Annotated in this window: 9 protein-coding genes and 1 tRNA gene; 3 read left to right on the forward strand and 7 right to left on the reverse strand. The window is 68.7% G+C overall.

The window, feature by feature from the left end:
* Nucleotides 1–22 precede the first annotated feature (22 nt).
* Entirely contained in the window at nt 23–3,088 is a 3,066-nt protein-coding gene (locus O7542_RS19935) for a VWD domain-containing protein (protein WP_281605034.1), read from the reverse strand.
* A 77-nt stretch (nt 3,089–3,165) separates the two neighbouring features.
* Between O7542_RS19935 and O7542_RS19940 the strand changes: the two genes are divergently transcribed.
* Together O7542_RS19940 and O7542_RS19945 are read left to right on the forward strand one after the other, a co-directional pair.
* Entirely contained in the window at nt 3,166–3,900 is a 735-nt protein-coding gene (locus tag O7542_RS19940; RefSeq protein ID WP_281605035.1) for a class I SAM-dependent methyltransferase, read from the forward strand.
* Nucleotides 3,890–4,399 carry a polyketide cyclase gene (locus tag O7542_RS19945; RefSeq protein WP_281605036.1) on the forward strand — a complete coding sequence of 170 codons (510 nt, stop codon included), beginning with the start codon at nt 3,890–3,892 and terminating at the stop codon, nt 4,397–4,399. The genes O7542_RS19940 and O7542_RS19945 overlap by 11 nt, the downstream gene beginning before the upstream one ends.
* A 4-nt stretch (nt 4,400–4,403) precedes the next feature.
* Here O7542_RS19945 and O7542_RS19950 read toward each other — a convergent pair whose 3' ends face one another.
* From O7542_RS19950 to O7542_RS19970, 5 genes are all read right to left on the reverse strand, one after another.
* A complete protein-coding gene (locus O7542_RS19950) occupies nt 4,404–5,237 on the reverse strand; it encodes a MerR family transcriptional regulator (protein WP_281605037.1) in 834 nt (277 codons plus the stop codon).
* 47 nt (nt 5,238–5,284) lie between these two features.
* Nucleotides 5,285–5,770 carry a kinase gene (locus O7542_RS19955; RefSeq protein ID WP_281606487.1) on the reverse strand — a complete coding sequence of 162 codons (486 nt, stop codon included), beginning with the start codon at nt 5,768–5,770 and terminating at the stop codon, nt 5,285–5,287.
* 620 nt (nt 5,771–6,390) lie between these two features.
* Nucleotides 6,391–9,420 (reverse strand): hypothetical protein, encoded by a 3,030-nt coding sequence (locus tag O7542_RS19960; RefSeq protein ID WP_281605038.1) that lies wholly within the window; start codon nt 9,418–9,420, stop codon nt 6,391–6,393.
* Between the two features lie 157 nt (nt 9,421–9,577).
* The gene (locus tag O7542_RS19965) at nt 9,578–10,318 is read right to left on the reverse strand and encodes a hypothetical protein (protein WP_274477542.1); all 741 of its coding nucleotides are present in this window, start codon (nt 10,316–10,318) and stop codon (nt 9,578–9,580) included.
* 557 nt (nt 10,319–10,875) lie between these two features.
* Nucleotides 10,876–11,658, reverse strand: coding sequence for a transposase family protein (locus tag O7542_RS19970; protein ID WP_281605039.1), 783 nt, complete (start codon nt 11,656–11,658; stop codon nt 10,876–10,878).
* A 129-nt stretch (nt 11,659–11,787) separates the two neighbouring features.
* On the opposite strand from O7542_RS19970, the gene O7542_RS19975 reads away from it, so the two are divergent.
* Nucleotides 11,788–12,573: a hypothetical protein gene (locus O7542_RS19975; RefSeq protein ID WP_281605040.1), complete on the forward strand. Its 786-nt coding sequence runs from the start codon at nt 11,788–11,790 to the stop codon at nt 12,571–12,573.
* A gap of 127 nt (nt 12,574–12,700) precedes the next feature.
* Here the strand turns inward: O7542_RS19975 and O7542_RS19980 are convergent.
* Nucleotides 12,701–12,776 (reverse strand) — tRNA-Lys (locus tag O7542_RS19980).
* Nucleotides 12,777–12,904: the final 128 nt, after the last annotated feature.

Here is a 12,904-nt window from a genome sequence, read left to right on the forward strand (position 1 = left end):
CCCCCGAAATCCAGGGTCGGCCTCACCGCACCGCCAGCGTGACCTGCCCGGTCGCGGCCCCCGACGGGTCCACCACCAGGGTGTACGCCCCGGAGGCCGGCACCACGGTCGGCCCGAGTTCACCGGCCCCGTTGATCACGCAGCCGCTGCCGACGGTGCTGCCGTCGGGCGCGCGCAGCGCCAGCACGCCGCACTGGTCCGGCAGGTCGGAGGCGGTCGCGCTCACCGTCACCGACGTGCCGGCGACGGCGGTGAACCGGTAGCCGATGACCGCGCCGGGCCGTTCCACGACGGCGACGACCGGTGGCCCGCCGGGCGTGATCGCCGCCTCGCGGTCCCGGCTGGTGACCAGCCGCAGCGTGGTCGTGCCGGTGCCGCGTTCGGTCGGGTCGACCACCACCGTGTACGTCCCGTCGGCGGGCAGCACCGTGCCGTCGACCTCGCCGGTCCCGTTGATCACGCAGCCGCTGCGCAGCAGCCGCCCCTCGGCGTCCCGCAGTTCCAGCGGCGAGCACTGGTCGGTGAGCGCGCTCGTCGGCACCTCCACGTAGACGCGCTCACCGGCGCGCCCGGTGAACCGGTAACGGGCCCGCGCGCCGGGCTGCTCGACGGTGGCGGTGACCGCCGGGCCGTTCGGCTGCAGCGTCCCGTCGCTGTCCTGGGCCGCGTACACCCGCACGACGGCGCGGCCGGTGTCACCGGGCGCCGCGACGACCCGCAGCGCGTACGTGCCGGTGGCGGTGAGGTCGACGCGGTCGACGTACCCGTTGCCCTTGATGTTGCAGCCGCTGGCGATCTCCCGGCCGCCCGGCTCGGTGAGCACGTACGGCGAGCAGCGGTCGCCGATCCCGGGCGCGGTGGCGTCGACGAAGACGGCGTCCCCGGCTCGCGCGGTGAACGTCAGCGGCGCGCCGCCGGGGGTGAGCGAGGCGGCGGCGACGGGTACGGCGGTGATCGGGGTGGCGGCCGGCGGGGCGACCCGTTCGGTGCTCGCGCCGGCGACGGCGAACTCGGGGCGCCCGCTGACCGCGACGTCGAAGACGCACTCGGCGAGCTGGGCGGGCGCGGTGACGCCGGCCCAGCGGCACACCTGTTCGGCCGCCGCGCGCCGGGCCGGGTCGAGGTCGGCGACGGTGACCTCTCGTTCCGGGAACGCGCGGTCGGTGAACGTGCCGGTGTTCTGCCCGTCGTCGTAGTACAGCAGCGAGCGGTCCGCGGCGATCCGCCAGCTGTCCGCGTACGCGGGATAGAGCTTGCCGAAAGGCACCGGCTGGGCCAACGGCGCCCCGGAGGCGGGCGCGATGTCGTCGGCCGGGTCGCCGTCGAAGTCGCCGAGCAGTCCGCGTACCTTTCCGGCCCGGGTCTCGGCCAGCCGCACCAGGATCCGGTAGCCGTACCGGCCGATCTGGTCCACCGCCGCCGCGGACCCGTCCGGCCACGTCACGTCGTACCCGTCGGTGGGGCCGGTGTCCGACGGGCGGCGGGTGAGCGTGCCGCCGCCGGCCAGGTCGGTGCGGTCCGGGGGTACGGCGAGCGGCGCGCCGTCGACGTGTACCCGCGTGCCGCCGTCGGTGAGGGTCAGCGCGACGCGGTGCGCGCCGACCCGGAACGCGACAGCCGAGTTGACCGAGGCGGTCCGCGTGCCCGCCATCGGGGCCTGCCGCACCTGCACCTCCAGCGGGTCGCCACCGGTGGAGGCGACCAGCGTGAACTCGCCGACTGCCTGGAAGTCGTAGGCGACCCGGTCGAACGTGACCAGGTGCGGGTCGCCGTTGCTGCCGCCGCAGTCGGCGCCGTCCTCGCAGAGCTTCACCGGCCCCTTCTGCGGCGGCGTCTTCTTGGCCGGCTTCTTGCACTCGTCGAGGCTCTTCGGCAGCGTCTTCCCGTCGTACTCGGTGCGCGGCGGCAACCCCTTCGCCGCCCGGTAGCGGTTCTCCGCGAGCGTCGCCTTCACCTCGGCGGTACGGATGCCGGTGCCGCCGCACTCGCCCTGCGGCACCGCGTTGCGGGAGATGTCGTCGGCGTGGTTCAGCTCGTGGTACAGCGCGGCGCAGGGGTCGCGGGCCACCCCGTCGTCGTACGGGTCGGTGGAGGTCGGGTTCCAGGTGACGGTCGAGGAGCCCTTGCCGTCGGCGCTGTCCGGCGTCTCGAACGCGCCGGAGCCACCAGTGGTCGGGATGATCCGCACCCGGGGGCTCTTCTTGTCGCGCAGCCTCGGCAGCAGGCCGGACGGGTCGCCGCCGGGTAGTGCGAACCCGGCCAGGCAGCCGTCGACGGCCGCCTGGAAGTCGACGCCGCTGACCGGCACCCCGGCGGTCGGGTCGACGCCGTAGTCGGCCCGCGCCGCCCGGGCACCGCCGCCGACGTACGCGCCGACGGCGACCAGCAGCAGCGCCACGACGGCGGCGGTCGGCCGGCGTCGTCGGCGTACCAGCAGCAGCACCACCAGTGCGACGACGAGCAGCGCGAGGACTCCCCCACCGACGAGCCAGAGCCAGCGTCGGCCGGGACCGCCGTCGTCGGACACGGTGAACGTGCTGGTCCGCAGCGCCGTCGCGCCCGCGCACAGGTCCGCCGCGCCGGTCACCGGCAGCGTCACATAGCCCGCTGTCACCTCGTACCGGCCGGGTGCGCCGACCGGCCAGAGCGTGTCCAGCCCGCCGCCGTCCGGCGTGGCGGCCACCGAGCGGAGGAGCACCTCGCCGTCGCGCAGCCGTACCCCGGTCGAGGTCACTGTGGCGGTCGCGCCCGGCTCCACCGTGGTCAGTCCGGCGGTGGCGGCGGCGCCGATCCCGTCGTCGTGGAAGCTGCGGGCGAGCGTCGGCGTGACGTCGCGCCCGTCCCGGCGTACCCCGGTGATCTGCACGGTGCCGACGGCGCTGGTGGCGAGCGCGCAGGCCGCGCCGGTGGCGTTCGTGACGGTGAGGTCGAGGCGGACCTGGTCCCCGGCGCGGTAGTCGGCCTGACCGGGCCGCAGCGCCAGGCCGAGGCCGCCGTCGGCGGGCGCCGCGGCGGCGCTCGCCGCCCCGGTCGGCAGAGCGGTCACGAGTACGCCGAGCGCCGCAGCCAGCCGCAGGGTCCACCTCATGGTGCGGACTGTAGAAGCGGGTGGGCCGGTTTCCGCGCGGTCTGTCGGGGACCGGTCGGAGCCGTATCCTGCTGGTGATGAAGCTCTTCGGTACGGTCGCCGACCTGTACGAGCGCGCGCGGCCCGGTTATCCGCCGGAGATCGCCGAGTCGATCCTCGGCTACCACGGCGGTACCCCGGCCTCAGTGGTCGAGGTCGGCGCGGGCACCGGCAAGGGCACCGACGTGCTGGCCCGCCTCGGCGCGCCGCTGACCTGTGTGGAGCCCGACGCGCGGATGGCGGCCCGGCTGGCCGAACGGTTCCCGGACGCGCGCATCGAGGCAACGACGTTCGAGCGGTGGTCGCCGCCGGCCGGCGGGGTGGACGTGCTCGCCTGCGCGATGGCCTGGCACTGGCTGGACGCCGCCACCCGCAACGCCCTGGCCCGGCGCGCCCTGGCACCCGGCGGCACGCTCGCCGTCTTCGGGCACCGCTACGACTACGCCGACGCCGGCCAGCAGGCCGCCGTCCGGGCCGCACTGCGATCCGTCGACCCCACCGTCCGGAAGCGGCCCGTCGACTGGTTCCACCAGGACATCCTCGACAGCGGGCAGTTCGACGACGTACGCCGCGAGGTGTTCCGGCGGGAACTGCCGCTGGACAAGGAACGGTACCTGGCGCTGATGCGCACGTTCGGGCCGTACCTGTCCCGCACCCCCGAGCAGCAGCAGCGCGGGATCGCCGCCCTGGACCGGCTGGTGGACGACTTCGGCGGCACCGTCGTGCTCGACCTGCGGACCACGCTGGTGCTGGGCCGGGCCGATGCTCGGTGACCGGTGGGGCGTGTCGGACGACGAGACGCTGGGCCGCTACCCGTGCGACGACTTCGTGCCCGCGCCCACGTTGCGGGCGTGGCGCGGGGTGAGCGTGGACGCGCCACCGGCGGCCGTGTGGCAGTGGGTCGGCCAGATCCGGCTCGCGCCCTACTCGTACGACTGGATCGACAACCTCGGCCGCCGCTCACCGCAACTGCTGGTGGGCCTTCCCGAGCCGGTGGTCGGCGAGCCGTTCACCACCGCGGGCGGGCGGCGAAGGGGCCGGATCCTCGCGGTCGAGCCGGGGCGTCACCTCACCGCCTCGATCATGGGCGCGGTCCTGTCGTACGTCCTGGTGCCGGATGCCGGGAACACGACCCGCCTGCTGCTCAAGGTCGTGATGCGGACGAACCCGGTGATCGCCCTCGGCGGATGCCTCGGTGACCTGGTAATGGCCCGCCGGCAGTTGCTGAACCTCAAGCGGCTCGCCGAGGAGGGCGCGGTTCCGGGGCGCTGATCCGTCACTCCGGGCGTCGTTCGACCGGCGCGCTGCTCACCACGCCGTCGGGGCGGACCTCCTGACGCAGACGCGCCAGGTTGACGAACCGGTCGCCGTCGGGCGGTACGGCGTCGAGCAGGCGCAGGACCACAGTGCAGTACTTGGCCATGGTGTTGCGGCCCGGCATGAGGATGGACAGCTCGTCGTGGGCGTCCGGCGTCTGCACGAACAGGTCGGCAGGCAGGGACGGCAGCGTCTCCGGGGTGTCCGCCACAGCGACCTTGACCGTCCAGAACGGCCCGGTGCCGTCGAGTACGCGCCGGTCCTGTTCCGGCGTCTCCAGCGTCAGCGTCCGCCACGGCTCACCCAGGCAGGTGAGGCCCGCCTGCCGCACGGCGGTGACCAGTTCGGCCGCCGCCGCCTGGATGATCTCCTCGGCCCGGTCCCACTCCTGCGCGTCCCGGCCCAGTGGCGTGCCCGGCACGAGCCGCGCCACCACAGTCGTGGCCGGCACGTGCCGCAGCCGCGGCTCCGGCTGCGCCTCGAAGACGGCGCGGGCGGCAGCGATCGCGTCCGCCTGCGCCTGGCGTTCCCGGCTGACCTCGTCGCTGTGCCGATCGAGCAGGGCGAGCGCCTGGTCCGGTTCGTCGAGGGCACGCCGGACGAGCTTCACGCTCATCCCGGTGTCCCGCAGCAGCGTGATCAGCATGGCGCGTTCCACCTGCTCGAAGGCGTACGAGCGGTGGCCGGTCCGGTCGTCGACCTCGGCGGGCACGAGCAGCCCTTCGGCGTGGTAGAAGCGCAGCGCCTGCGGCGACAGGTGACACATCTGGCTGAACTCGCTGATCGACAACATGATCCCAGCCTGCCCCCTTCAGTAACCGCAAGGGCAAGCGCCGCCGCCTAATGCTGGGGCAGCCCGGCGGCGGCCGCGATCGTCTCGACCGCCTGCTCCAAGCCGGTGCTCTCCGGGAGGACGAGTTCGCCGGGCCAGCCCAGGATGTCGTGCGCGGCGTACCAGCCGCTCATCTGCTCGGCGGTGAAGTCACCGGCCTGCGGGCGGGTCAGATGCCGGCGCAGCGTCTCGGCCAGCGACACGTCGAGGTAGCAGAACAGCGACCGCCCCCGGTGGCCGTCCCGCAGCGAGGTCAGCATGTCGCGGTAGCGGCCGGTGTACAGGATGCCCTCCAGGACCACGTGGTAGCCGTGGTCGAGCGCGAACCGGACGGTCTGCTCGATCAGGGCGGGCGCGACGCCGCCGGGCTTGTCCCGTTCGCGCAGGACGATGCGGCGCAGGTAGTCCTGTTCGACGAGGGCGCATCCCCGGCCGTGCCGGTGTCGTAGCTCGCGGGCGATGCTGCTCTTGCCCGAGCCGGAGTTGCCCCTGATTCAGACGAGGATCGTGTCCGGGCTGCCGGCCGATTCGGCGCGCACATTCCATCCCTGGCGTCACGTGCCGCAGGCGAATGCCGATCAGGTCCGGGTGATCACCAGGAACGCGTACCCGATCACCTTCGTGCCGTCCCAGTTGTACATGGGCGGCACGCCTGCGGCTTCGTCCACGACGACTGGTACTTGGGCGGCGCACCCATGGGCCGGTTCCCTCCCCGCCACCGGGCTGACCGCCCCTCGGTGGAACGTCATGGGTGTCTCCCGGCCCGTTTGACATCCATGGCGTTCCACCCGCGGGCGGTCGCCCCGGCGCGCGCCCGTCCCGCCTGCCGGCGATGTACCCGAAAAGGCCCCGACCGGCGTGGAACGCCTGTTCAGGGCCTTGCTCGTTGGTGCGCCGCCAGGAACTCGAACCCCCGAACCCGCGGATTAAGAGATAGACGGACAACGTGCGATGACGTCCAGTCCGGCCGACTGAGTCCACCTGTTCGCGGTCACGCCCCGACTTCGGCCGGTCGGCGTCCCGCCCAGTCCGTCGAAAGCTGGTCCGTCCATCGCGCCGGAGCACCCGTGGAGCACCCGGTCATGAGCCAATTCGTCGACGATGCCTGCTCAGCTCAGGGCTTAGCGCGGACCTGACTCCAGAAAGCGGTGACGTTGTCATTGTCCGGGCCTTCTGCCCGGATCGTCGTGGGAGGCACCTTGAACCGGACCTTGGCCTTCGCTGGTCCGGCCGACGTGATCGGTACGAGATCCGCCAAGCCCGCGTTGACCAGCAAGCGGACGAAATCCCTCCATACGTCGAGGCCATGGCGATGTTGCCAGCCGGACTGTTCCTCGGCGCTGCGGTAGTCCGATTCGTAGACCACGATCGAGTCCGCCCGGCTGATGACACGGGACAGGAAGACGTCGACGTGGTTGGCGAACTGGCTGTCCGGACGGCTCTCAGCCACCCGTTGCAGCGGTACACCGAGCCGGACCAACTCGCGCGAGATATCCGCTGTCCCCTCGCAAAAAGACTGCGGGGTGATCAGAAGCGTGATCCGTTCCGGATCCAGTCCGGTCACATTTCCCAGCCGCATCAACATCCTCACCCGGAGGGTCTCGATGTCGCAGTCGTCGAAGTTGATACACGGTGTCAACGGCAGAATCAGTTCGTTGATGGCGCAATGGGCGAAGGTCAGCTGCCCGCATGTCACGTCCGAAAGATCCAGCACGTCGAACTCGACGTCGTGGATCCGCACCGAACCGAGGCGACGAAGCACCCGGGCCACCTCAGCCCAGAGAGAACCAAGGTTCTTGCGGAAAGTCTGCTGCCGCTCCGGCGACACGTGCCGGGTCTGGCCCATCTCGGTGATCATAAGGTCAGGGATAGTTTCGGCGCTGTACCGGACCACATGCGTGACAGTCGCGGCTCGCCATTCCACGCTGGCCAGAACGTCATGAAACTCGACATGTTTATCGTTGCGAATCATCTCCAAAATTGCATTCGCGAGGAACTGATCGTAGAAGAGTTCGTGTTGGAAGGTGAAGCGCTTCTCGGTGGATCTGCTGTTCCCGGCGAACGCGACACCGCACAGAACCGATAGACGATTCGTCAGGCCGCGGCGCACCTCCAGATCCTCGCTATTGATCGCCAGCGAGGCGGCAAACCGAAGTTCCTCGACGGACACCTCGCGCTCACGCTGGTCGGCCATCAGCTGGGCCAGATACTCGAACATTCGTTCCAACTCCATATTGGTCAGGAGTGGTTTGCTGCCTGGGGTAGTGAGCTTCGCGATCTCCCGGTTGATGTACTGATCGATGAGACGCTGCGGCAGGGGCCGGCCGGCAGCGGCCTCGACGTCTCGGCTGGCCGCACGCCTGCGTACATCCTCGAGGAAGACTCTGGCGAAGAAGGGTAGACCTAGCAGATCGCGGTCCTGTTCGCTCAGGACCGCGGTCTCCCGTTCCGGCACGCCATTAATTTGCAGAAAGCGCGCCGCCAGGGACTTGTCCCAGCGTTGGATCTCGGCCACCTGGTGTCGGACAGCGAGGCGCTGTGAACCGTCAGCCCGCTGAATGCTGGACCGGTACTGGTTCAGGTAGTAAGAGGAGCGCGCAGAAACGATGATCACTCCGCGGCCGCCGAGATCCTCGATCCAGGGCCTCAAGGATCCCAGCGCGTCGTCGTAACCGACGCCGCCGAGCAACTCGTCGAATCCGTCGACAAAGAGTGCCATGAGGCCATTGCGGCACAACGCCCGAACTGCGGCCTCGGTGAGGTTTCTGGTCGCTGTGACCGCCGCGTCCACCACCATCGGTAATGTAGCCAGAACATGCCCGGCCGACGACACGTAGAGGAAGAGCGGGCCCTCCGGGCTCTTGCCCTCCTCGATCTGACTGGCGCGGTCGAGTGCCGCTTTGAGGAGAACCCGGGTCTTGCCGATACCGGCCTCACCAGTAACGAAGTAGACTTGAGTGTGGGTTCCTCGTGACTCGACGCTGGTGTCGATCTGAGTGAGGAGCTGGTCGAAGGACTGCATGTCACTGCTCTCGGCCGCCGGTTGACCGGAGAGATCTCTTATCCGGATTCTCGACTCCACTGGGTTCGGCGGCATCGCAGCCCAGCCGAGCGCGGTCTGTTCCTCAGTAACCAACTGTTGGTAGAGTTCGACAAGCTGCTGCCGGATCCTGCGAGCAACCACGGTCAGGTTCGCCAACTGCCGGAGGAAGTGCGAGTACGGCTGCCACTGTGTACCATCTTTCCACTGCCGCGCCTCGTCTGGGCCCAACCGGAATCCGTCGATGCGATCCTCGGTTCCCTCACTGGTTGCGCGTTTCCAGAAAAACGCGACACCACCGGCTATTTCATCGTGGTAGGGATCGAAGTCCGGATCACGAAAACCGGCTAGGTCGGCACGCACGTCCGAAATGAAGGCGGCGAACGCGCGGTCGCCGTTCTTCGCCTCGATGGACTGGCCTATGGCATGCACCAGCTCCTCGTCGGCCAGATTGAACCGGACCGGCGCGTATTCGCCGGGCCGAATATAGACCGGCTGAAGTCCGGTGAACTGGGCGAGGAGACACCAGCTTCCGGCGTTGTCGGAGAGCACGAACGGCCACAGCGGAAGGCATCCGTCCGGCCAGGCGAGCGTCACTCCGAACATGCTGTCGCCAGTGCGCGTACCCTGCATCATCTCCGCGTCGGCCAGCATCGTGTGAACGGCCTCGGTGACCTCGGAGATAACTCGCTTGACATGTCTTGCCAGTGCCGAACGATCCGGCTCATGGGGGACGGGGCCCCCGTGACTTAGGTGGTTCCGCAGCTTCAGGAGGCTTGTCAGTCCGGAGTCGTTGGGCCAGCGGGAGTCGAGCGCGCCGAGGACTCGGCTCACGGCACTAGTGACAATGCGTACGGCCGGGGTGCTCGGCAGGTTCGGTGCGAGCGAGAGGAAGCGGCGCAGATAGCTTGTCCAGCTTCCGAAGCCTGGAGCACGGCCCAGGTTCACCGCCTCTCGGTCGTTCTGCCGCAGGCAACCGGCGACGCATAGGGTCAGAAACCGTAGCTCGAAATCGACCTGAGCGATGTTCTCGTAGAGGCTAGAGGGCTCCGGGGCTTCGCGAAACGTCTGCTCGGTCTTCCGATACTGGTCGATCGCCCGCACGCGACATCCCCTCCGATAGCCGTAACCTGACAAACGGTGAGGATACCCAGGAGTTCCTTGCCCGGCATCGGTTGAAGTTTCTGAAATTCGTCGCGGACAAACTGCACACGCCGACCGGCCACGTGAACAAGATCGCCAAACACGGCACGGCGGCCATCTACTGATCCCGGTCAAGGCCAAGCAGCCGACCTTGCACGCCCAGCTCAAGACCGTCCTGGCGCAGACCCCGGTAGGCCACCGATCCCGCGACCGTGGCCACGGCCGCCACGAGACCCCGCACCACCAAGGCAGTCTCCATGAACATCGCGGCGACATCCTGTTTCCGCACGCCCACCAAGCCGTCCGGATCACCCGCACCACCGCGGCAAGACCAGCCGCGCACCCTGGCGGTTCGGCTCGAGGAGGCGGTCGGCTGGTTGGCCTCCGCGATGGACGAACCGGCGCTTTGCTCGATCAGCTCAAGCTGCCGAGGGGCGACACTCGACGCCGCCAGAGCCTCGTCCAATCCCAGACGGAGTCTGACCAGGCCTCCGGCCTCACTGCTCCCCATACGGGCAGGCGATCGATCCGCTCCACCGGCCACGGTCTCGATGCTGACGTCGCGCGGCATAGTGCTGTCCTCGTTGCGGCCGAGCCCCATGACCGGACGCGGAATATTCAGACCCACGGCGATCCGTTCCAGCACCTCGTACGCCGTGACCTGCCGGACGCCCTTGGCGATTTCAGTAGCGCGGTGGGGCGAGAGGCCAACGAGAGCGGCGATCCTGCCGTAGGACATGCCCCGGGCGTGAAGGAAGCGGAAGACCGTAGTGATGTCACGTTGTCGCAGGAGCTCGAGGATCGGTCGGCCGTTCCACAGCCCCGAACTCCACCACTCGGGATCCACCTGCACGGCCACGATCACCTCCGATCGGACGACGACCACCTGACAGCACAGCGCATCCGCGCCGTCACATCAAGTCAATGGCGGCCGAGTCGACAGCCCATCCAGAGTCGGCGCTTGGGGTGGCATCCGAAAGACCCACGATGAGCTCTCAGGGTGTCCCCTCGTGGGATCAGCACAGGCTCCGGAGCACCACAACCTGTCCAGCCCGAGCCTTGGTCATCGGCCTGCGCAACCGAAGCAAGTGAATGCAAATGAGGGAAGAGTGGTCTATCAATAATCCGTCATAGCTCAGCCGAAGGAGCGGATCTATAGGCACCCAACAGGCAGAACACCCGCAGAAGGTCGAGGCCGAAAGGGTCGAGCCACCCCACCCCCTTCAGACACCCATTGGCACCCATAACTATCTTACGTAGGTCATCAGCTAGTCGCTTTGAGTGCAACAGACCGGGTGGTGGCTTGCGGATGATGACCAACACCCACAGGGCTAACTGCGCAAACGCCCGACGGCCGGGCTGCGAGTGCTCCGGCTGCGGGGGCTCACAACACGGCTGGCAAGGATGGAGCCTTTTTCATCCTGCGTAGCGGGCGGCTTCGACGTGGTGCAAGACGAGGGTGGCCTGCACGATCGCGGTAGCGCGGCGCGGGCAGCAGCGAAGCTTGGCCAGGATCTTCCAGGTCTTGAGCGTGGCGATCGCGCGCTCACCGCGGGCGCGGATCTTCGCGTGCGCCTGGTTGACCGTCTTCTGCCGGCGTGACAGCTTCGGCCGGAAGCGGCGCCGCTTGAACGGGATGCGCAGGCTGCCGCGGGCGCCCTGGTAGCCCTTGTCCGCGAAGGTCATCACATCGGCGCTGGTCAAGGCTTCGATGATGCCGTGGGTGCGGGCGGCGGTCAGGTCATGCGTTGAACCGGGCAGCGCGGCCGATGCCCAGACGAGACGCCCGGCCGCATCCGCGATGACCTGCACGTTCACGCCGTGACGTTTGTGCTTGCCGGAGTAGTACGGCTTCTGGTCGGCGACCCGGTCGATCGGGGTCAGCGTGCCGTCCAGGATCGCGTAGGCCAGTTGTCGGATGCGCCGCATGGCGGTGTCCAGGTCCTCGGCGGCAGCGCTGAGCAGGGCGATTGCTTCTTGAACATAGCGCCAGGCGGTCGCGACGCCGATCTCGAAGCCGGCGGCGAGGCGGGTGTAGGTGTCGCCGTTGCGCAGGTGGGCCAGGGCGAGTAGTGCCTGGCGGCCCGGGGTCAGTCGCCTCCACCGGGATTTGCGCTGCTGGCGGTGGCCGCGGATTCGCTCGGCGAGGTGGTTCAGGGTCCGGTTGGACAACGGGATCGTGGCAGGGTAGGACAGCATGGCGAGGCTCCCGGTCGGGGCATCGGGTTTTGGTCGATTTGCTGTCCTACCTGGAGCCTCGCCCTCATCGATCAGCACCCCTTGCCGACCCGGGCTGACCTGCAAGATCAGGCTGGAAAAGGCTCATGGATGAGCCTGGCCGCCGACCAGCCAGAGAAACGCGACGACCGGCGGCGCGAACTCAAGGAAGAGGCAGAAGCAGACCAAGGATCCGGACGCCTGGGTTTTAACGCCCGCAACCGCCAGGTCTACTTCGACCTTGCACGCCTGGACATCGCCGACTACCTGTGGGCCGCCGACGATCGAGCCAAGATCAACGGTCGGTTGCCCCGCGATGTTGAACCATCATCGACGTCATCAGACCTTGGCCGGATAGACACCGTCGGCCGAGAGGTCATGGGGAACACGTGGCCCGAGATCTCAGCCGGCATAGACAGCCTCGTCCGGAACAAGGCTGACGCCAGGGAGGTCAAGAGATGCTTGGCCGATCACACGTGGTGCAGCCTGTTGGTGGCCCCGATCCAGTTGATCGAGAGGATCAACAAGGCCGTCGACCTGCTCTCGGATACCGCCAAGCAGTTCATCACCGGCGTGTTGTCGCAGCGGTTCGGTTCGGGGGTGCCCCGGCTGGTGACCGACGCCGTAATCCGCCTTGTCGTGGACAAGGTGTGGTCAGCCCTGGCGAGGCTGCTGGAGGCTCACTTTCCCCTCCTCGGAACAGACACCCTGCGCGTCCTGAGGATGCTGGCCATCTTCACCTGCCCCTCGGTCGAACACCACCCAGAGGTCTACAAGCACGCCGTCAGGCCGCTCATGGACGACGCGCACGAAATCATCACGGACGAGATCAAGACGCACGTAGTAACCCTCTTCACCGCGTGGTGGCGGCGGCGCGCTCCGGAAGCTCTCGCCTAACGCCCGGACACGTCTGGCCCTTCAACCCCGGGGAAGAACCAGCGGTACGCGCCACACGCACACGAGACCCGCGTAAGCGAAAAAGGCCCCGACCCGGTGCGTGACACCAGGTCGGGGCTTTGATCGTTGGTGCGCCGCCAGGGACTCGAACCCCGAACCCGCGGATTAAGAGTCCGCTGCTCTGCCAGTTGAGCTAGCGGCGCTCGCTGACAACGGGAAGAAGATTAGCACGCCCGCCGAGCCGGGTTCCAATCCGATACCGGGGTCCCCCCTTCGGTCGAGCTTAACCGGCGAAAGCGACCAAAACGGTCAGACTGTTCAGCGCCGGGGC

Origin of the sequence: Micromonospora sp. WMMC264 (assembly GCF_027497275.1) — a bacterium.
Classification (GTDB): Bacteria; Actinomycetota; Actinomycetes; order Mycobacteriales; family Micromonosporaceae; genus Micromonospora; species Micromonospora chalcea.

What these genes read in the sequence shown, in the direction of transcription:
- O7542_RS19935 (WP_281605034.1), bottom strand. Translation starts at nt 3,088, where the DNA reads ATGAGGTGGACCCTGCGGCTGGCTGCGGCGCTCGGCGTACTCGTGACC.
- O7542_RS19940 (WP_281605035.1), top strand. Translation starts at nt 3,166, where the DNA reads ATGAAGCTCTTCGGTACGGTCGCCGACCTGTACGAGCGCGCGCGGCCC.
- O7542_RS19945 (WP_281605036.1), top strand. Translation starts at nt 3,890, where the DNA reads ATGCTCGGTGACCGGTGGGGCGTGTCGGACGACGAGACGCTGGGCCGC.
- O7542_RS19950 (WP_281605037.1), bottom strand. Translation starts at nt 5,237, where the DNA reads ATGTTGTCGATCAGCGAGTTCAGCCAGATGTGTCACCTGTCGCCGCAG.
- O7542_RS19970 (WP_281605039.1), bottom strand. Translation starts at nt 11,658, where the DNA reads ATGCTGTCCTACCCTGCCACGATCCCGTTGTCCAACCGGACCCTGAAC.
- O7542_RS19975 (WP_281605040.1), top strand. Translation starts at nt 11,788, where the DNA reads ATGAGCCTGGCCGCCGACCAGCCAGAGAAACGCGACGACCGGCGGCGC.